Origin of the sequence: Kitasatospora sp. NPDC090308 (assembly GCF_044769485.1) — a bacterium.
GTDB lineage: Bacteria > Actinomycetota > Actinomycetes > Streptomycetales > Streptomycetaceae > Kitasatospora > Kitasatospora fiedleri.
Window position 1 is genome coordinate 1 of record NZ_JBIVXY010000016.1, and the last position, 19,418, is coordinate 19,418.

Here is a 19,418-nt window from a genome sequence, read left to right on the forward strand (position 1 = left end):
TTCAACAGGGTCGACTTCCCGGCCCCGTTCTCCCCCATCAACGCGGTCACCCGACCGGCCGGGAAATCCAGGGTGACACCGGCAAGAGCCTGCACCGCACCGAACCGCTTGGAGACGTTCAACACCCCGGTGTGCTCGGAGGGTGGGAGGGGAGTCTTGGCGTGGGCCGTACTCATGAGGGTGGCCTTCGAGTCGTCCGGCCGGAGCCGGGGCGGGACGGGGCCGGACCGGGGAGACGGTCCGGCCCTTCGGGAATCAGCTGCAGGTGACGCCGGCGGACTTCCAGGTGGTCGCGTCGACCATGGTGGTCGGGGCGAAGGCCTCCTTCGGGAAGTCCTTGCCGTTCTTGAGCTTGTCGTACATGGTCTGGACGGCCAGCGCGCCGACGTCCTTGCCGTTGATGAACAGCGCCGCCTTCATGCCCGACGGCTTGCTGCCGCTCCAGTCCTTGCAGGCGAGGTAGGCGCCCAGGCCCACACCGATCACGTCGTCGGCACCGATGCCGGCGTTCTCCAGCGCGGTCACGCCGCCCTGCACGTTCTCGTCGTTGCAGCCCCACACCACCCAGTGCTTCACGCCGGCGTTGGCCGTCACCGTCGCGGCGATCTTGTCCTGGGCGCCGGTCGGGGTGTTGTCGGTCGCCACGTCGATGTTCTGCACCTGCGCGCCGGCCCCGGCGGCGAAGGCGGTCTTGGCGGCCTTGACCCGGTCGCCGCAGACGGTGACGTCCTGCTTCCAGGCGGAGACGATCCGGGTGTCGGCCGGGTTCCAGCCCGCCTTCTTGAACTCCTCCGCGGCCCGCTTGCCGACCTCGGTACCCATCTGCTCCCCGGAGAAGCCGATCCGGGCGACGAGGTCGTCCTTGGCGCAGGAGGACGGGTCCGGGCCGGTCGCGCAGATCTGGTCGTCCGAGGTCAGCAGCGCCACCTTCGCGTCCTTCGCGGTCTGCACCACCTGCGGGCCCACCGCCGGGTCCGGCACCACGATGATCACGCCGTTGCTCTTCTGCGCGACAGCCGACTGCACCTCACTGACCGTCTTGTTCGCGTCGTTGCCCAGGTTCACGACCTTCAGGTCGATCCCCAACTCCGCGGCCTTCGCCTTCGCACCGTCCGCCTCACCGATGAAGTACTCCTGATCACCCTGCTTCTGCAGGTACGTCAACGAGATCTTCCCGTCGACCTTGGCGACCGAGGTGTCACCGCCCTTCACCGACTCCTTGCCGGTCGAACAGGCGGCCAGGGCGAGGACGGCGGTCAGGGCCGTGGCGGCGGCCACCACGGTCCGACGGTTGTACGCAGCACGCATGAATGGTTCTCCTTGCATGTCGACCGCCTGGAGGCGGTCGGCCAGGTGGGGCGGCAGGAAGTCCTGGATCCGGGGCAGCGACTGGGGGCCGGTCGCGGTGCGGACCACGAGACCGTCGACGTGAAGTCACCAGAATCAAACAGCAAGTAACGCGATCCGTCGCAATGGAACAACCATCGTGAACGGCGCGTCAATGGGATCGCGCCGGCTGACACGATCGATATTGGGCTGTTACATGGGGGGAGAGGGGCGGGCACGCGCGAGGGGCCGGACCGGTACGGGGGCGGACCGGGCCCGGGACGCCGGACGATCAGGTGCGGGCGGGTCAGCCCCGGGAGACCGGTGCGACGACGAGTTCGCCGACCGCCTCGGCGAGGACCGCGCGCGCCGGCGCGGGCAGGCCGTCGTCGGTGACGAAGCAGTCGACCTCGTCCAGCCGCGCGAATCCGCTCAGCCCGACCGTGCCCCACTTGGTGTGGTCGGCCACGACCGCCACCCGGCGGGCGGAGGCGACCAGCGCGCGGTTGGTCTGCGCCTCGGCGAGGTTGGGCGAGGTCAGGCCGACCCGCTCGGACACGCCGTGGGCGCCCAGGATCGCCAGGTCCACGTGGAGCGAGGCGAGCACCTGGTCGGCGATCGCGCCGACCAGGGCCGCGGACCGGGTGGGCGTCCCGCCGGTCAGCAGCAGCACCGGGGAGGCGGCGCGCCGCGCGGCGGCGTCGGCCAGCAGCCCGGCGACGGCCAACGAGTTGGTGACGACGGTCAGTCGGGGCACCGCCAGCAGCCGCTCGGCGACCGCGTGGGTCGTCGTCCCGCCGGACAGGGCGATCACGCTGCCGGGCTGCACCAGCGCCGCCGCCGCGTCCGCGATGGCGGCCTTGGCCCCCGACTCCAGGGCGGACTTCGCCTCGAAGCCCGGCTCGTCGGTCCGCGCCCCGGTCAGCGCCACCGCGCCGCCGTGCACCTTCTCCAGGACTCCCTCGCGGGCCAGCGCGTCCAGGTCCCGACGGACGGTCATGCCCGACACGCCCATCCGGGCGGCCAGTTCGACCACCCGGACGGCGCCGTGGCGCGACACCGACTCCATGATCAGCGCCCGGCGCTGAGGAGCCAGCAGTCCCTGGTCCGCCACGATCGTGCCTCTTCCGCACCCGCGGATGCGGTCGCACCCGTCCGGGGCAGCAGGGTACCCGGCGGCGGCCGGGGAAGGTACGTCCGGGGCCGGTGCCGGACCGCCGGTTCGACGGCCCGGCACCGGCCCCGGTCGGCCTCCGGCCCGGTCGCGGGCGCGGGTCAGGGCGCGGGTCAGGACGCGGGTCAGGGCGAGACCAGGCTCCACTTCTGGTTGGCACCGCTGCCGGCGGGCCACTGGAGGACCTTGCCGCCGTTGACGAGCGAGCCGTTGTCGACGTCCACGGCCTGGCCGTCGGAGACGCTCCTGAGCTGGACCAGGTTGGGTCCGGCGTCGACCAGCTTCCAGCGGGAGTTGGCGTTGCCGTCGTAGGGCCACTGGACGAGCTGGGTGCCGGCCGTGGTGGTCGAGCCGGGGACGTTCAGCGCCTTGCCGCTGTGGACGTTGGTGACGCCGTAGGAGTCGCCGCCCTGCGCGGTGAACGTCCACCGCTGGTCGGCGGCCTGGTTGTCCTGCCACTGGACGAGGCCGGCGCTGTCGGCGGTGGAGGCGCCGCTGACGTCCAGCCGGCCGCCGCTGTTGGCGTTGACCAGCTTGTACTCGACGCCCGCGACGGGGACCGGGACGAGCGTCCACTGCTGGGCGGTGCTGCCGGCGGCGGCGGTCTGCTGGACGACCGATCCGCCGGAGACGGCGATGTTCTGGCCGTCGTAGCGGGAGGTGACGGTGTAGGCGCCGGTGCCGGTCGGGGTCAGCTTCCACTGCGAGTTGTCGTGGTGGTCGTCGTGGTACTGGATCAGCTGGGTGCCGGGGACGGTGGTCGGGCCCGGGACGTTGACGAGCCGGCCGCTCCTGACGTTGTCGATCCTGAAGTAGCCGTCGCCGGTGGGGGCCAGCTGCCACTGCTGGTCGGTCGCGCCGTTGGCGGCCGCCTGCACCAGGCCGGCGCCGTCGGCGGTCGAGCCGCCGGAGACGTCCAGGTACTGGCCGGTGGCGGCGTTGACCAGCTGGTACCGCACCGAGGTGTACGTGGCGGCGGCGGCCGGGGTGACCTTGAGCAGGCGGCTGGCGTGCGGGTTCAGGCCGGCGCCGAACGAGCCGGTGAAGGAGCCGAGTTCGGTGTGCGTCCACAGGTCGCGCACGGTCGCCGGGCCGGAGAAGCCGAGGTCGGCGAAGCGGGCGGTGACGTCGGCCGCGGACGGGCCGAGGTTGAACAGGGCGACCGTGTAGCTGCCGTCCGGGTTCGGGGTGACCCAGGTCTGCTGCTGGGTGAGCTGGTCGACCGGGCGGGCGGTGCGGCCGGCCTGGTCGACGGCGATCACCTCGTCGTTCTTCAGCATCGCCAGGTCGGTCGGGTCCATGGCGGTCAGGTCGGTGCCGAGCAGGAGGGAGGAGTTGGTGACCGCCCACAGGGTCATGTGGGTCTGCATCTCGTCCCGGGTGAGACCGGCGCCGGTGGGGCCGTTGCCGATCTCCAGCGAGTCCAGGTCGTTCCAGCCGCCGGGGCCGTTGAACCCGGTCCACTTCGGGGAGCCGGCGAAGCGCTTGGCGACGTTGTCCCACTTGGTCAGCGGGTAGGGGCTGCCGTTGGTGCCGCAGTAGCACTCCAGGTCGCCGTCGGTGCGCCAGCTGTTGGCGTACTGCCGCCAAGTGGCGGCGGACTTGACGTCCAGGGCCAGCGAGAGGCCGAGGTGGACGGTCCGGCCGGTCCGGTTCAGGGCCTGCGACCAGTGCTGGACGTCGGGGACGTTCCAGGTGCCGACGCCGTCCAGCTTGACGTAGTCCACGCCCCAGGAGGCCAGCAGGCCGGCCCAGGAGTCGAGGTACGCCTGCGCGGCGGCCGGGTTCTTGGCGTAGTCGATGTAGTACATGCCGTTGCGGCCGGGGCCGAAGTTGTTCTCGAACTTCGTGGTGTCGGAGACGATGTCCCGGGCGTGGAACGCGGTGCCCTCGATCGGGGTGTTCCGGTCGTACGCCGCCACCGGGACGCCCGCGGTGAGGTACATGCCGAACTTCTCGCCCAGGCCGTGCACGTAGTCGCCGACGGGCTTCATGCCGTTCGGGAACTTCGCGGGGTCGGTCTTCCACCGGCCGTAGTCGTCCACGTCGGTGGTGGTCTTGAGGTAGTAGTAGTCGTCGACGTTGACGTACGTGAAGCCGTGGGAGACCAGGCCGTTGTCGTGCAGGGCCTTGGCCTGGGCCATGATCTTGGCCTCGGTGGGGTTGGAGCGGACGCTGCTCCAACTGCTCCATCCCATCGGCGGCGTCAGCGCGGCGCCGTTGTCCTGGGCGGCGGCCGGGGCGGCGCCGCCGACCACCGCGAGGGGGACGAGGGCCAGGGCGACGGAGAGGCCGACCGGGACCGCGAGCGCCGGCCGGCGCCGGACCCTCCGCCCGGACGGGGAGGTGGGGAGTGTGGACATGAGCGCTCCTCGGAGGTGCGGGGTGGCCGCCGGAGGGTCCGCGTACGGGGTACCGGTGACCGGCGCGGGGGCGGGGCGGGGCGGGGGCGGAAGGGACGAGTGGCTGCCGACCAGCCGATCGACCGGCCAGGCGACCGGGCGACCAGGCAACTGACCGGCCGAAAGCAACACAACGGATCAGAAAAGCTCGCAACCAACCACTCATGCACATTCGTAACGCCCTGTTCACGTACGCGTCAAGACCCGCGACCGGGCGGGCTCGCCGCACAACCCTCCTGTGACCAGCGGGAATTCGGCTCCGCCCGGGGGTCGCGGAACTTCACAGTCGAACACTTGAAGGCGCGACAGGCACACCGCCCCGGGCGGCCTTCAAGGCTTGTTGCCGGGCACCCGAGATCGAACCCCTGCTGCTCACAGTCGACTTGACGGATGTCTGGACAGGCCGCAGGCCCGTGGTCAAGAATTCACCCGGCCTGTCGAGAATTGTTTGATTTTGGGAGATCGCTCAGCGCCGCTCCCCCAACAGACCCGCTCTCCGTTCAGCGATGGAGGAATCCCGTGCCCGTTCCGCTCGCCGCACGCACCCCGCGGAAGCCCCGCCTCTCCGGTCTCCTCGCCGCCGCCCTCCTGTCCGTCCCGGCCTGGCTCCTGCCGGCGGGGGAGGCCCAGGCCGCACCCGTCCGGTTCACCCCCGGCCAGGCGTGGGCGGACACCGCCGGCGCGCCCCTGCAACTGCACGGCCTGGGCATCGTCAAGTCCGGTTCCACCTGGTACGGCTTCGGTGAGGACAAGACCGGGGAGTCCTCCGCCGACACCTCCTTCCAGGGCATCGCCTGCTACAGCTCCACCGACCTCGCCCACTGGACCCCGCAGGGCCCGGCGCTCAGCCGGCAGAGCAGCGGGGACCTCGGCCCCAACCGCATCGTGGAGCGCCCGAAGGTCCTCTACAACGCCGCCACCAAGACGTACGTGATGTACCTGCACGTCGACGACCGCGGCTACGGCGAGCGCAAGGTCGGCGTCGCGACCAGCAGCACCCCGTGCGGGCCCTACACCTACCGCGGCAGCTTCCGCCCGCTGGGCCAGATGAGCCTGGACATCGGCCTGTTCCAGGACACCGACGGCACCGGCTACCTGCTCACCGAGGACCGGGCGAACGGCCTGCGGATCGACCGGCTCTCCGCCGACTACCTCAGCGTCGACAGCACCGTGCACCTCTTCCCGGGCCAGAACGGCCAGGGCGAGGACTTCGAGTCCCCGGCGCTGGTCAAGGCGGGGGGCCGGTACTACCTCCTCGGATCGCACCTGACCGGCTGGGGCACCAACGACAACGTCTACTCCAGCGCGCCGTCGCCGACCGGCCCCTGGGAGCCGTTCCGCACCTTCGCGCCGGTCGGCACCCGCACCTACGACAGCCAGACGGCCAACATCGTCCCGGTCCAGGGCAGCGCGGGCACCACGTACGTCTACGCCGCCGACCGCTGGAACCTCTCCGACCTGGGCGCGTCCCCGCTGATCTGGCTGCCGATGACCATCAGCGGGACCACGGTCGCCGTCGGCTGGCAGAACTCCTGGAGCCTGGACCCGGCGACCGGCACCTGGACGGGCTCCTCCGGCCCGCAGACCGGGACGTCCACCCTGAGCAGCGCCAACAGCGGGCTGCTCATGGACGTCAGCGACAACTCCACCGCCGACGGCGGCAAGGTCATCCAGTGGCCGGCCGACAACGGCGCCAACCAGAAGTGGACCCTGACGCGGGTCGGCGGGAACACCTACACGCTCACCAACGTGCACAGCGGCAAGTGCCTGGAGGTGCCCGTCGGGTCGCTCGCCGCGGAGAGCACCCCGCTCGACCAGTCGACCTGCACCGGTGGGGCCCACCAGCAGTGGGCGCTCGTCGCCGCGGGCGCGTACTCCTCGCCCGGGAACACCTCGTACCAGCTGGTCAACCTGGGCAGCGGCCTGGTCGCCGACGTCTCGGGCGCGGCCACCGGCCAGGGGGCGCGGGTCATCCAGTACCGCGCCAACTCCGGTGCCAACCAGGTCTGGAACCTGCTCCCGGCCTCCTGACCGTGCACCTCCCCTGACCGTCCACCCCGGAAGGGAACCCCCATGCACGACGCCTCGCGCACGACCTCACCCACGAGCGGCGGACGCGCCAAACGGCTCGCCGCCCTGTCCGCCCTGCTGCTCTCCGTCGCGACCCTGAACGCCGTCGCGCCGCAGCCGGCGGACGCCGCCACCGGTACGACGATCACCGTGGACGGCAACGGCGGCGGCCGGGTCTTCGACGGCATCGGCGCGATCAGCGGCGGCGGCGGCAACTCCCGCCTGTTGGCCGACTACCCCGAACCGCAGCGCGGCCAGGTCCTCGACTACCTGTTCAAGCCCGGCTACGGCGCCGACCTGCAGATCCTCAAGGTCGAGATCGGCGGCGACACCAACTCCACCGACGGCGCCGAGGCCAGCCACATGCACACGGCCGGCACCGTCGACTGCGGCCAGGGCTACGAGTGGTGGCTGATGGAGCAGGCCAAGGCCCGCAACCCCGACGTCGAGCTGGCCGGCCTGTCCTGGGGCGCGCCCGGCTGGGTCAACCCGAACGGCAACTACTTCTACACCGACAACGCGATCACCTACCTGACGAGCTGGCTGGACTGCGCGAAGCAGCACCACCTGACGATCGACTACCTCGGCGGGTGGAACGAGCGCTACTCCGGCGGCGACAGCACCGCGATGTCCTGGTACCAGAAGCTCAGGACGACGCTGAACGACAAGGGCTACGCCTCGGTCAAGATCGTCGGCGGCGACAACAACTGGTCCACCGCCTCCGACATGGCGGCCAACCCGGGCTTCAAGTCGGCGGTCGACGTCGTCGGCGTGCACTACCCGTGCGGCTACGGCGGCGCCTTCACCTCCTGTCCCTCGAACGCGACCGCGCAGTCGCTCGGCAAGCCGCTCTGGGCCTCCGAGAACGGGTCGGAGCACTACGACGGCAGCGCCCCGGCCGTCGCGCGGGCGATCAACCGCGACTACATCGACGGCCGGATGACCTCGTACATCAACTGGCCGCTCGTCGGCTCGGCGTACCCGAACCTGAACTTCTCCTTCACCGGCATGGCGGTGGCCGACCAGCCCTGGTCCGGCCGGTACGACATCGGCAGGACGACCTGGGTCACCGCCCAGACCACCCAGTTCACCAAGCCCGGCTGGCACTACCTCGACGCCGCCAGCGGCTACCTCGGCGGCAACCGCGCCAACGGCAGCTACACCACGCTGAAGTCGACGAACGACTCCGACTACACCACGGTCGTCGAGACGGTGGACGCCGGCGCACCGCAGAGCGTGGACGTCACCACCACCGGCGGGCTCTCCGGCGGCACCGTCCACGTGTGGGCCACCGACCTCGACTCGACCGATCCCGCCGACTGGTTCGTGCGGCAGGCCGACATCGTCCCGTCCGGCGGGCACTACAGCGCGACCCTCCAGCCCGGCCGGGTCTACACCTTCACCACCACCCTGCCGGCCGGCGCCAAGGGCACCGCGGCCTCCCCGCCCCGCGGGCAGCTGGCCCTGCCCTACGGCGACACCTTCGAGACCGCCGCCACGACCACCTCGCCGAAGTACTTCACCGACATGAACGGCGCCTTCCAGCGCAGCGCGTGCGGCGGCGGGCGGACCGGGTCGTGCCTGCGCCAGGTGGCGCCCGCGACACCGGTCCGCTGGACCGACGAGCCCTACAACGCGCCCTACACCTTCCTGGGCGACGCCGCGTGGAGCAACTACACCGTCGCCACCGACGTCCTGCTGGAGCAGCCGGGCACCGTCGAGGTCCTCGGCCGGGTCATGCGGCAGGGCAAGAACAACAACGGCCTGGACGGCTACCACCTGCGGGTCGGCGACACCGGGGCCTGGTCGATCGTCAAGACCGACCTGGGCTGGCGCACCACCACCCTGGCCTCCGGCACCACGACGGCGCTCGGCACCGGCCGGTGGCACACCATCGCCCTGACCGCGCAGGGTTCCACCCTCACCGCGCGCATCGACGGCACCGCCGTCGGCAGCGCGAACGACTCCACCTACCCCAGCGGCCAGGCCGGGCTCGGCGTGGGCGGCTACCAGACCGACCAGTTCGACGACTTCGCCGTCACGCCCGGCACCGACGCCACCCCCCGCTCCGGCCGGACCGCCTCCGCCCTGCCCGGCAAGTGCGTCGCCGCCGGCGCGGTGAGCGCCACGAACGCCGACGACAACGGCAACCCCGCCCAGCTCCGCGACTGCGCCGACCGGGCCGACCAGCAGTGGGTCTGGGCCAACGGCGCGCTGAGCCACCACGGCCTGTGCCTGGACGTGGTCGGGGCCTCCACCGCCAACCTCACCAAGGTCGACCTGTGGGAGTGCAACGGCGGCGCGAACCAGAAGTGGCAGCCGCAGCCCGACGGCACGCTGAGGAGCGCGCTCCCGGCGGCCGGGTCCGGGATCTGCCTGGACGACCCGGGCTACGACACCACCGACGGCACCCAGTTGATCGTCTACACCTGCAACGGGGGTGCCAACCAGCGCTGGCAGCTGCCGTAGCGGTCGCCCCGCCTGCCCGCCCGGCCTGCCCGGCCCGCCCGGCCCGGCCGCGCCTCCGGAAGGAGGCCGGTCCGGGCCGGTCGGCGTTCAGCCGCTCGTCGCGGTGATCCGCAGCTCCCAGCGCAGCGTCCCGCCGGGCGGCACCGTCGCGGCCTCGCCCGGTCCGGCCTCGGCCAGGTCGAAGACCGAGCCGAGCATGGGCTCGACGCCGATGCTGCGGTAGGGGGCCGGGGCCGGGAAGCCGCGCAGGTTGCGCCACAGCGCCACCGAGACGGGCACCCCGGCGTCGGCCCGCAGCGACATGGTGAGCGTGTCGGGGCCGTCCAGGACGGTCACGCTCGGGCAGCCGGTGAGGACCGCGCCGACGGCGGTGCCGTCGTCGGGGCCGAGCCGGTCCAGGCGCAGGCCGTGCGGCGCGGGCCAGGGGCCGGTGACGTGCCGGGCGCCGGCGGGCCAGGGCCGTTCCAGCAGCCGGGCCGCCTCGGGGAAGAGCCGGGTCGCGGTGGACCCGGGCGCGCGGAGGCGGGCGTCGGGGCCGAGGTCGAGCAGCGCGTGGGCGGCCCACAGGAAGCGGTAGCCCGGTTCGGCGCGCAGCTCGTACGCGGCGCGCAGCCCGGCCGGTCCGCCCTCGACGCGGCGGCGCAGCACGAAGTCGGGGCACTCCACCAGGTCGGTGTCGCCGTCGCGCCGCCAGGGGCGGGACCAGGCGTCGCCGTGGTCGGGGGTGCCGCGCACGGTCGGAACGCACTCCTCCAGCCCTCCGGCGTCGACGAAGGCGTCGCCGGGGCGGGCGGTGGCGCGGGCCGGGTCGGGCCGGTGCCAGAGCCATTCGCGCCCGCCGGCCCGCAGGGAGGTCCACCGGCCGCCGCACGGCAGGTCGGTGCGGGCCGTGACCGGCCGGTCGGTCACCATTCCGCGAACGACCCGTCCTGGTGGTGCCAGACGGGGTTGCGCCAGCGGTGCCCGGTCTCGGCGGCGCGGCGGACGGCGTCCTCGTCGATGTCGATGCCGAGGCCCGGGCCGGTGGGCCGGGCGGCGTGGCCGTCGGTGAAGCGGAACGGCTCGGGGTCCAGCAGGTAGTCCAGGAGGTCGCCGCCCTGGTGGTAGTGGATGCCGAGGCTCTGTTCCTGGATGAGGAAGTTCGGTGTGGCGAAGGCGAGTTGGAGGCAGGCGGCGAGGGCGATCGGGCCGAGCGGGCAGTGCGGGGCCATCGTGACGCCGTGGGTCTCGGCCAGGGCCGCGATGCGCCGGACCTCGGAGATGCCGCCGGCGTGCGACGGGTCGGGCTGGGCGACGGCGATGCCGGCGGCGAGCACGTCGCGGAAGTCCGAGCGGGAGTAGAGCCGTTCGCCGACGGCCAGCGGGACGGAGGTCGAGTCGACGAGGCTGCGCAGGTCGCGGGAGTGCTCGGGGAGGACGGGCTCCTCGACGAACAGCGGGTGCAGGGGCTCCAGCAGGGGCAGCAGGCGCCGGGACATGGCGGTGGACATCCGGCCGTGGAAGTCGACGGCCACGTCGTGCTCGTCGCCGATCGCCTCGCGGACGGCGGCGACCCGGTCGACGACGGCCCGGGTCCGGGCCGGGGTGTCGATGGGGCGCAGCTGCGCCGAGCCGTTCATCTTGACGGCGGTGAAGCCCGCCTCGACCTGGGCCCGGGCGAGTTCGGCGACGTCGGCCGGACTGTCGCCGCCGATCCAGGCGTACACCCGGACCCGGTCGCGGACGTGGCCGCCGAGCAGGTGGTGGACGGGGACGCCGTGGGCCTTGCCGGCGATGTCCCACAGGGCCTGGTCGATGCCGGCGACCGCGCTGGAGAGCACCGGGCCGCCCCGGTAGAAGCCGCCCTTGGTGAGGATCTGCCAGTGGTGCTCGATGCGCAGCGGGTCCTCGCCGACCAGGTGGTCGGCGAGTTCGCGGACGGCCGCCTGCACGGTCTCGGCGCGGCCCTCGACGACGGGCTCGCCCCAGCCGGTGATCCCCTCGTCGGTGGCGACGCGCAGGAACAGCCAGCGCGGGGCGACCAGGAAGGTCTCCAGTGATGTGATCTTCATTCGGTCTCCTGCCGAGCGGCTCGGTCCGTCAGGTGGCGGAGGTCGGCGGCGGCCCGGGCGAGCAGGGCGTGGACGGCGCGCTCGGCCGCCTCCGGCTCGCGGGCGCGCACCGCGTCGAGGACGGCCCGGTGGGCGGGGACCGCGTCGGAGCCGTGCTCGGAGCCGTGCACGAGGTGGTCGCGCACCCGCAGGCCGGCCTCGATCACGACCTCCATCCGGGTGAGGAGTTCGTTGTGGGCGGCGGCCAGCAGCGCGCGGTGGAAGGCGAGGTCGGCCTCGACCGCGGCATGGGCGTCGTCGCCCGCGGCGGCCATCCGCCGGAGTGCGTCCTCCAGGGCGGCGAGGTCGGCCTGGTCGCGGCGCTCGGCGGCCAGCCGGGCCCCGGCCGGCTCGACGATGGCGCGGACTTCGCCGAGGTTGCCGAGGAAGGTCGCGTCGGGGCTGCCCAGGCCCTGCCAGCGCAGCAGGTCGCCGTCCAGCAGGTTCCAGTCGGAGCGCGGCCGGATGAAGGTGCCGCGCTTCTGGCGGGAGGCGATCAGCCCCTTGGACGCCAGGACGCGCAGCGCCTCGCGCACGACGGTCTTGCTGACCCCGAGTTCCTGCTCGATCCGGTCGGGGGAGATCGAGTCGCCCGGGGCGTGGACGCCGCGGAGGATCCGCTCGCCGATGATCTCGACGGCCTGTCCGTGCAGTCCGCGGGCCGGCCGGTTCACCGGGCCCCCTCCGTCGCGGTGCGCGGGGCGGTCGCGCGCGCACCCGGGTACCGCGCGGTCACGAGGAGGCCTTGACCACGGACCAGCCGCCGTCCACCACCAGGTTCGCGCCGGTGACGTAGGAGGCGTCCGAGGAGGCGAGGAACGCCACCGCCGCCGCGACCTCCTCGGGCCGGCCGAAGCGCTTGGCCACGGTCTCGGCGACGCTGTCGGCCCGTCCCGCCTCGTCCACCCGGTCCCAGGCGGCGGTCATGATCGGCCCGGGCAGGACGGTGTTGACCCGCACCCGCGGGCCGTACTCGACGGCGAGTTGACGGCCCAGCGCGCAGAGCGCGCCCTTGGCGGCGGCGTACGCGGGGTGGCCCGGCAGGCCGACCAGCGCGTGGACGGACGAGGTGAGCACGATCGAGCCCCCGGTGTCCCGCAGGGCTCCGGCGAAGGCCCGGACCGCCAGCCAGGACGCCTTGAGCGTCACGGCCAGCTGGGTGTCCCACTCGGGCTCGGTCAGCTCGTGGGCGGGCTTGACGACGACGGCGTAGGCGTTGCCGTGCAGCACGTCCAGCCGCCCGTAGCGGTCGGCGACGTGCGCGGCCAGCTCGTCCCACACCGCGGCGGAGGTGACGTCGCCGTGCCGGTACTCGGCCCGGCCGCCCTCCGCCCGGATCGCCTCGGCCACGGCCTCCCCGGCGGTGTCGTCGATGTCCACGGCCACGACGGCCGCGCCCTCGGCGGCCAGTCGCCGTGCGGTGGCGGCACCGATGCCGTTGGCGGCACCGGTGATCAGGGCCACCCGGCCCTGGAATCGTCGGCAGGTCTGCTCGGTCATGCCCTCACCGTAGCGCTTGGCATTAATTATGGAAATATCCCGGCGGCGAGGCGGGGCGGACGGAAGGGCCGGAGGGAGGGGCCGGCGGGAGGGGCCGGCGGGAGGGGCCGGCGGGCCAGGAAACGAGCCGCCCGGGCCGCGTGCTCATTCGTGCGCGGAAGTCGCACTCCGCGAGCATCCATTGACACGAACCGCCAACTACGCTGCACTGGTGGGCAGTTCACCGGCACCACTGACAGGTCCATACCAATGGAGGCGTCGATGCGCATCCGGTCCGTCCTGCTCGCCACCCTCTGCACCGCGGCCGCCCTGGTGCTGCCCGCGCTCACCACCGCACCGCCCGCCCACGCCGCGACCGGCGCCCCGCAGACCGTCCCCGCGCTGCGCCAGTGGACCGCCGGAAGCGGCACGTTCACCGTCACCGCCGCCACCCGGATCGCCGTCGACCCGGCCTACCGCACCCAACTCGCGGACGAGGCGGCCACCTTCGCCGACGACCTCGGCGCCTTGGAGGGCCGCCCGGTGAGCGTGGTCACCGGCCCGGCCGCCGCCGGGGACATCGCGCTCACCCTCGGCGACGGTTCACTGCCCGCCGAGGGCTACCGGATGACCGTCGGCACCGGCATCGCGATCAGCGCGGCCACCGACACCGGCGCCTTCTACGGCACCCGGACGGTCCTCCAGCTCCTCCACCGGTCGGCCACCGTACCGGCCGGCACCGCGGTGGACTGGCCCGCCAAGTCCGAGCGCGGCCTGATGATCGACCAGGGCCGGAAGTTCTTCACCGTCGACTGGGTGAAGCAGCACGTCAAGGAGCTGGCCTACCTCAAGCTCAACTACTTCCACTTCCACCTGTCGGACAGCTTCGGCTTCCGCCTGGAGAGCTCCACCCACCCCGAGATCGTCTCCGCCGACCACTACTCCAAGCAGGACATCGCCGACCTGGTCGCCCTCGGGCAGAAGTACCACGTCACCATCGTCCCCGAGATCGACACCCCCGGGCACATGAACACGATCCTCGCCGCCCACCCCGAACTGAAGCTGAGGAGCAGCTCCGGCGCGACCAGCGCCGAGTTCGTCGACCTCTCGCTGCCCGGCACGTACACCCTGGTCAAGGACCTGATCAACGAGTACCTGCCGCTCTTCCCCGGCCCCTACTGGCACATCGGCGCCGACGAGTACGTCACCGACTACGGCCAGTACCCGCAGCTGCTGGCCTACGCCCGCGCCACCTACGGCGCCGGCGCCACCGCCAAGGACGCCTACTACGGCTTCGTCAACTGGTCCGACGCCCTGGTCCGGGCGGGCGGCAAGACCACCCGGATGTGGAACGACGGCATCAAGTCCGGCGACGGCACCGTCAGCCCGAACGCCGACATCCTGGTCGAGTACTGGTACGACTACGGCCTGACGCCCCAGCAGCTGGCCGCGGCCGGACACACCGTCGCCAACGAGTCCTGGACGCCCACCTACTACGTGCTCGGCGGCGCCAAACCCGACACCACGTGGATGTACGAGACCTGGACGCCGGACCTGTTCCAGGGCGGCAACACCCTCGACGACCCCACCCGCAACCCCGGTTCGCTGCTCCACGTCTGGTGCGACAACCCGACCGCGGAGACCGAGGAGCAGATCGCCGCCGGCATCGCCTACCCGCTGCGCACGCTCGCCCAGCAGACCTGGGGCTCCCCCAAACCCGCCGCCGACTACGCCGCCTTCACCCCGATCGCCACCGCCGTCGGCCACAACCCGGCCTGGCCCGGCCTCTCCCAGCCCGGCAACCTGGCCCGCAACCGCCCCACCACCGCCTCCAGCACCGAGACCGCCGACTTCCCCGCCGCCTCCGCCACCGACGGCGACGGCGCCACCCGCTGGTCCAGCGCCTACCGCGACCCGCAGTGGCTCCAGGTCGACCTCGGCTCCACCCGGGCCGTCAGCCGGGTGGTGCTGCGCTGGGAGGCCGCGTACGGGAAGTCCTTCCAGATCCAGCTCTCCGACGACGCCACCACCTGGCGCACCGCCTACACCACCACCACCGGCACGGGCGGCGTCCAGGACCTCACCGGCCTGACCGGCAGCGGCCGCTACGTCCGGATGTACGGCACCCAGCGCGGCACCGCCTACGGCTACTCGCTCCACGAGTTCGAGGTCTACGGCGGACCGTCGAGCGGCACCCACACCCTCACCACCGGCGGGAAGGCCCTGGACGACCCCGCCTCCTCGACCGCCGCCGGCACCCGGCTGATCACCTGGACCCCGCACGGCGGCCCCAACCAGCAGTGGCAGCTCGTCCCCAACGCCGACGGCACCCACACCCTGACCAACGGCGCCTCCCACCTCTGCCTGGACGTCGCCGCCGCCTCCCCCGCCGCCGGAGCCGCCGCCGTCCAGGCCGCCTGCACCGGCACCGACAGCCAGCGCTGGCGGTTCACCCCCGCCGGCAGCGGATACACCGTCACCAACCAGCAGAGCGGCCTGCTCCTCACCGCCACCGCCCCCACCGACGGCGCCCCGGTCACCCAGCAGCCCGCCACCGGCACGGCCGCGCAGAACTGGCAGCTCACCTGATCCCGCCACCGGCGTCCGGGTCCTGCGGTCGGACCCGGTCAGCCGGTGGGCACCGGGTCCGGGGACGGCCGGGGCTCGCCGCGGAAGACCTGGGCGGCGTGCCACGCGCGGTGCCGGTCCGCGACCGGGGGGAGGCCCGGCTGCGGGCCGATGACCGGTCGTCCGGTCAGGGCGAGCACCTGCTGCCTGCTGGCCTCGCCGCGGCCGACGAAGTGCCGGGAGACCAGGACGCGGTGCCCCTCCCCCAGCCCCAGCACGCCCTTGTCGAAGAGCTTGTGGTGCAGCGAGCACAGGCACAGGCCGTTGTCGACCTCGTCCGGCCCGTCGAAGGACCACCACCGCACGTGCGCCGCCTCCAGCCCGACCGCGCTCGCGCCCAGCATCCCGTCGTAGCCGCAGAACGCGCACTGGAACTCGTAGGCCATCAGCACGAGTTCACGCATCCGCCGGTCCCGCTGCCGCCGCGCCGCCCGCGCCCGTCCACCACCCCGCACGTCCTCGGTGTCGGCCAGGTCCAGGTCGAGCCCGACCGCCTCGCACAGGTCCGTGTGCAGCGACGGCGGGAAGTGGAAGTCCAGCAGCACCCGCGCCAGCCGTCCCAGCAGCGCCGGCTCCCTCCGCAGCGCCGCCCGCAGCCCGGGCGCCAGCCGCCCGGTCGCGCCACTGGAGCGCAGCACCCCCACGCCGGTGCCCGGACTCCCCGGCCCCCGGTCGGTCCCGACCTCCCACACCCCGTCACTGACCAGGTGGTGGAACGGGTACGCGGGGGTGGTCGGGTGGGACGGCCCGTACTCCTCCAACAGCCGCTTCAACTCCCCCTCCACCACGCTGTACCGCAGCCCGCCGTCGGCGTCCCGCTGGTAGCTGCCCAGCGCGTACAGCAGCAGCAGCGGCTTGTGCGGCGCCCGGACGCCGTTGCCCGTCCACCGTCTCAGCTTCGCCACCCGCTCCAGCCAGTCCATGGCCGCCCAGCGTACGGCGGAGCGCCGACACGGGGTGACAGCCGGGTCGGACGGGCTCGGTGCGGCGCGTCCCGGGTGGCGGCGGCGGCGGGGGTGAGGTCGTCGCCCTCGACGACGGCCGGCACGCGCCGACCTCGCCGCGGACCGGGTGACCGGCGTCGCGGTGCCGCTCCGGTGACGACGGACCGCCCGGCAGCGGCACCGGACCGAGGACCGCACGGCTGCCGGGCGGTCACCGGTCGCTCCGCTCGGCCGGTTCGGCGGCGGGGCGCGGCCCGGGGAGCCGGGTGGCGTACTGCTGGGCCTGGAGGAGGTAGGCGGTGCGGTAGCTGCCCGCGCCGGGCCGGTCCCCGCCGGGGTCGGCTTCGTCGGCGGCCATGAGTTCCTCGTGCGTGCCCTGTTCGACCAGGCGGCCGTCCTTCAGGACGTGGATGAGGTCGGCGGAGGCGGAGGCCGCCAGGCGGTGCGTGATCAGCAGGACGGTCAGCCCCTGGTCCGCGAGGCGGCGCAGGCGGTCGAAGGCCCGCACCTCCGCGGCCGGGTCGAGCGCGCTGGTCGGCTCGTCGGCGACGACCAGGAACGGGCGGCGGCCGTCGGTGCCGGTGGTGGTGGCGCGCAGGTGGGTGCGGGCGGTGCCGATCCGCTGCCACTGGCCGCCGGAGAAGTCGACCCCGCCTTCGAAGCCCTTGGCCGCCAGGGTGTCCCAGCCCCGGTCCTGCTGCCGGAGCAGGTCCTCCATCCCGGCGAACTCGGCTGCCGCGCCCAGGACTTGCGCATCGTCGTGGTGGTCGGGGCGGCCGGTGGTGACGATCGCCCGGAGGGTGAGGGGCCAGCGGAAGAAGTCCTGCGGGAGCAGCACGGTGGAGGCGAACTGCTGCGCGCGGTCGGCGGTCGCGGTGTCGACGCCGTCCCAGCGGATGGTGCCGCGGTCCGGCTGGTACAGCCCGCACAGGAGCCTGGCCAGGGTGGACTTGCCGGCGCCGTTGTCCCCGACCAGGGCCACGATCCGGCCCGTCGGCACCACCAGGCTGACCCCGTCCAGCGACGGCGCGGTGCGGCCCGGGTAGGTGAACGACACGTCCTCGACGTGGATCGCGGCGGGGCGCTCGGGCAGGTCGGCGCCGCCGGCGGGGATGGCCCGGGTGTCGGCCTCGGTGGTGAGCGTCTGCAAATCGCCGACGTAGAGGGCTTCCTCGAACAGCTGGTTGACGCTGCCGAGCAGGCCGCCGACGTTCGCGGCGCCGGTGCGCACCGCGACGACGGCGGTGCCCGCGGCGGCGAGCGCCAGGTGCCCGGTGGAGACCAGCAGGCCCAGCAGGCCGAAGGTGGCGGCGAAGGCGAGGCCGGAGGCGGCCGCGGCGGCGACCTTGGTGCGGGCGCCGGCCGCGGCCAGGCGGGCCTGTTCCGCGTCCGAGGCCGCGGCCATCCGTTCGAAGTGGTGCAGCAGGAAGGTGCCGCCGCCGTGCACCCGGATCTCGGCGGCCGTGTGGGTCTGGGTGAGGAGTTGGGCGATGAGCTGGGAGGCCCGCAGGTGCTGGAGCCAGGCCGTCGTCGAGTTGCGCCGCCGCCGGGCGGTGACGGCCGCGCCCCACGCGCGGGGGGCCGCGATCAGCACGAGCAGCGGCAGCAGCACCGGGGACAGGGTGAGCAGCACGCCGCCGGTGGCGGCCATGGAGAGCAGGGTGCTGAGCACCGCGACCGACTCGGTGGTCAGCCGGTGGACCGAGTTGATGCCGAACCGGGCGGACTCCAGCAGGCGGTTGAACTCCGGGTCCTCCATCGAGGCCAGCTCCACCCGCTGGGCCCGCTCCAGCAGGGTGACGGTCGCCGTGCGCTGGATCCGGGGGCTGAGCCGGTCGGCTCCCCAGGAGGAGACCGCCGCGAGGACGGCACCGGCACCGGCGGCGGCACCGGCCGCCAGCACGGCGGGCAGCACCGCACGGAGCGCACCGGCCGCACCGGCTGCACCGGCTGCACCGGCGGAGGCGAACAGGTGCCCCAGGGCGGCGTTGACGGCGACCAGGGACAGCGCCGCCGCGCCCGCCCGGCCGACCTCGGCGAGGACCACCCCCGCCAGGGCCGCCCGGTCGGCCCGCCAGGCGAGCACCCACGCCAGGCGCAGCATCCCGGGGATCTGCCGGGCCACCGTCCACAGGCCGGCCTGCGCGGTGGTCTCCTCGTGGCGGACGAACCCGCTGTCGTAGCGCATCGGGCCGCCGAACAGCAGCCGCTCGCTCGGGGACGACCCGTCCGCCGGGGCCGCCCCGGGTCGGCGCCGCCTCACGCCGCCCCTCCCGCCGCCGTCCGGTCGGTGCCGGCCGCCGCCAGGGGTTGACGCAGCGTCAGGTAGTGGGCGGCGGGGTCGAAGCCGAGCTTCCGGTACAGCGGCAGACCCTCCGGGGTGGCGATCAACTCGACCGAGGAGCAGCCCCGTTCCTGGAGCGCGCCGACCAGGGCCCGGGTGACGGCCTCCGCCAGCCCCCGGCGCCGGTGGCGCGGATCGGTGACGACGGTGTGGACCCGCCCCCACCGGCCGTCGGGGTAGGAGGGACCGTTGTAGCCCCGGTAGACGACGCCGATCGCGCACGCCGCCAGCGTGCCGTCCCCGCCGTCCCCGCCGTCCCCACCGTCCCCGCCGTCGGCCACGTAAGCGAGCAGGTGCGGGTCGGTGCCGAGCCGGGCCTGCATGTCGGCCAGGAAGGTGGCGCGCCAGGCGTCGGTGGCCGCCTGCCCGGTCAGGGCGTCGACGCGCAGGCGCAGCAGCTCCTCGGCGTCCTCGGGCACGGCAGGGCGGACGGGGTGGACGGGGCGGACGGGGTGCGGTGTCATCGGGGTCTCCCTCGGGCGGTGGGCAGCG

General features: G+C 73.5%; 14 protein-coding genes. 3 read left to right on the plus strand and 11 right to left on the minus strand.

What is annotated here, in order from left to right; translation table 11 throughout:
- The 4 genes from ACIQVD_RS28430 to ACIQVD_RS28445 form a co-directional block, all read right to left on the minus strand.
- Positions 1 to 176: ATP-binding cassette domain-containing protein (locus ACIQVD_RS28430; RefSeq protein ID WP_402292203.1), on the minus strand; the 176-nt coding region annotated here is incomplete at its 3' end.
- A gap of 79 nt (positions 177 to 255) precedes the next feature.
- Entirely contained in the window at positions 256 to 1,308 is a 1,053-nt protein-coding gene (locus ACIQVD_RS28435) for a substrate-binding domain-containing protein (protein WP_402292103.1), read from the minus strand.
- Positions 1,309 to 1,633: 325 nt separating this feature from the next.
- Positions 1,634 to 2,443, minus strand: a complete 810-nt coding sequence (locus tag ACIQVD_RS28440; RefSeq protein WP_402292204.1) for a DeoR/GlpR family DNA-binding transcription regulator — start codon at positions 2,441 to 2,443, stop codon at positions 1,634 to 1,636.
- Positions 2,444 to 2,625: 182 nt separating this feature from the next.
- Positions 2,626 to 4,863: an alpha-galactosidase gene (locus ACIQVD_RS28445; protein WP_402292104.1), complete on the minus strand. Its 2,238-nt coding sequence runs from the start codon at positions 4,861 to 4,863 to the stop codon at positions 2,626 to 2,628.
- 558 nt (positions 4,864 to 5,421) lie between these two features.
- On the opposite strand from ACIQVD_RS28445, the gene ACIQVD_RS28450 reads away from it, so the two are divergent.
- Positions 5,422 to 6,933, plus strand: a complete 1,512-nt coding sequence (locus ACIQVD_RS28450; protein ID WP_400690773.1) for an RICIN domain-containing protein — start codon at positions 5,422 to 5,424, stop codon at positions 6,931 to 6,933.
- 42 nt (positions 6,934 to 6,975) lie between these two features.
- On the plus strand, positions 6,976 to 9,441 hold the full coding sequence (locus ACIQVD_RS28455) for a ricin-type beta-trefoil lectin domain protein (protein ID WP_402292105.1): 2,466 nt from the start codon (positions 6,976 to 6,978) through the stop codon (positions 9,439 to 9,441).
- An 87-nt stretch (positions 9,442 to 9,528) separates the two neighbouring features.
- Here the strand turns inward: ACIQVD_RS28455 and ACIQVD_RS28460 are convergent, their stop codons facing one another.
- Genes ACIQVD_RS28460 through ACIQVD_RS28475 form a run of 4 tightly spaced genes read right to left on the minus strand, consistent with a single transcriptional unit; the run spans position 9,529 to position 13,031 of the window.
- Positions 9,529 to 10,353: a hypothetical protein gene (locus ACIQVD_RS28460; RefSeq protein WP_402292106.1), complete on the minus strand. Its 825-nt coding sequence runs from the start codon at positions 10,351 to 10,353 to the stop codon at positions 9,529 to 9,531.
- Entirely contained in the window at positions 10,347 to 11,492 is a 1,146-nt protein-coding gene (dgoD, locus tag ACIQVD_RS28465) for a galactonate dehydratase (protein WP_400690765.1), read from the minus strand. The genes ACIQVD_RS28460 and dgoD overlap by 7 nt, the downstream gene beginning before the upstream one ends.
- Positions 11,489 to 12,205, minus strand: a complete 717-nt coding sequence (locus ACIQVD_RS28470; RefSeq protein WP_402292107.1) for a FadR/GntR family transcriptional regulator — start codon at positions 12,203 to 12,205, stop codon at positions 11,489 to 11,491. Before ACIQVD_RS28470 ends, dgoD begins: the two co-directional genes overlap by 4 nt.
- A 58-nt stretch (positions 12,206 to 12,263) precedes the next feature.
- Positions 12,264 to 13,031 (minus strand): SDR family NAD(P)-dependent oxidoreductase, encoded by a 768-nt coding sequence (locus ACIQVD_RS28475; RefSeq protein WP_402292108.1) that lies wholly within the window; start codon positions 13,029 to 13,031, stop codon positions 12,264 to 12,266.
- 261 nt (positions 13,032 to 13,292) lie between these two features.
- Between ACIQVD_RS28475 and ACIQVD_RS28480 the strand changes: the two genes are divergently transcribed.
- Positions 13,293 to 15,599 (plus strand): family 20 glycosylhydrolase, encoded by a 2,307-nt coding sequence (locus ACIQVD_RS28480; protein ID WP_402292109.1) that lies wholly within the window; start codon positions 13,293 to 13,295, stop codon positions 15,597 to 15,599.
- 38 nt (positions 15,600 to 15,637) lie between these two features.
- Here ACIQVD_RS28480 and ACIQVD_RS28485 read toward each other — a convergent pair whose 3' ends face one another.
- The 3 genes from ACIQVD_RS28485 to ACIQVD_RS28495 all read right to left on the minus strand — a co-directional run bounded on the left by ACIQVD_RS28485 (position 15,638) and on the right by ACIQVD_RS28495 (position 19,390).
- Positions 15,638 to 16,561, minus strand: a complete 924-nt coding sequence (locus ACIQVD_RS28485) for a phosphorothioated DNA-binding restriction endonuclease (protein WP_402292110.1) — start codon at positions 16,559 to 16,561, stop codon at positions 15,638 to 15,640.
- Positions 16,562 to 16,793: 232 nt separating this feature from the next.
- Complete coding sequence (locus ACIQVD_RS28490) at positions 16,794 to 18,845, minus strand: ATP-binding cassette domain-containing protein (RefSeq protein WP_402292111.1); 2,052 nt, start codon at positions 18,843 to 18,845, stop codon at positions 16,794 to 16,796.
- The gene (locus tag ACIQVD_RS28495; protein ID WP_402292112.1) at positions 18,842 to 19,390 is read right to left on the minus strand and encodes a GNAT family N-acetyltransferase; all 549 of its coding nucleotides are present in this window, start codon (positions 19,388 to 19,390) and stop codon (positions 18,842 to 18,844) included. Before ACIQVD_RS28495 ends, ACIQVD_RS28490 begins: the two co-directional genes overlap by 4 nt.
- Positions 19,391 to 19,418: the final 28 nt, after the last annotated feature.

What these genes read in the sequence shown, in the direction of transcription:
- ACIQVD_RS28475 (WP_402292108.1), bottom strand. Translation starts at nt 13,031, where the DNA reads ATGACCGAGCAGACCTGCCGACGATTCCAGGGCCGGGTGGCCCTGATC.
- ACIQVD_RS28435 (WP_402292103.1), bottom strand. Translation starts at nt 1,308, where the DNA reads ATGCGTGCTGCGTACAACCGTCGGACCGTGGTGGCCGCCGCCACGGCC.
- dgoD (WP_400690765.1), bottom strand. Translation starts at nt 11,492, where the DNA reads ATGAAGATCACATCACTGGAGACCTTCCTGGTCGCCCCGCGCTGGCTG.
- ACIQVD_RS28485 (WP_402292110.1), bottom strand. Translation starts at nt 16,561, where the DNA reads ATGGACTGGCTGGAGCGGGTGGCGAAGCTGAGACGGTGGACGGGCAAC.
- ACIQVD_RS28455 (WP_402292105.1), top strand. Translation starts at nt 6,976, where the DNA reads ATGCACGACGCCTCGCGCACGACCTCACCCACGAGCGGCGGACGCGCC.
- ACIQVD_RS28445 (WP_402292104.1), bottom strand. Translation starts at nt 4,863, where the DNA reads ATGTCCACACTCCCCACCTCCCCGTCCGGGCGGAGGGTCCGGCGCCGG.
- ACIQVD_RS28480 (WP_402292109.1), top strand. Translation starts at nt 13,293, where the DNA reads ATGCGCATCCGGTCCGTCCTGCTCGCCACCCTCTGCACCGCGGCCGCC.
- ACIQVD_RS28460 (WP_402292106.1), bottom strand. Translation starts at nt 10,353, where the DNA reads ATGGTGACCGACCGGCCGGTCACGGCCCGCACCGACCTGCCGTGCGGC.
- ACIQVD_RS28495 (WP_402292112.1), bottom strand. Translation starts at nt 19,390, where the DNA reads ATGACACCGCACCCCGTCCGCCCCGTCCACCCCGTCCGCCCTGCCGTG.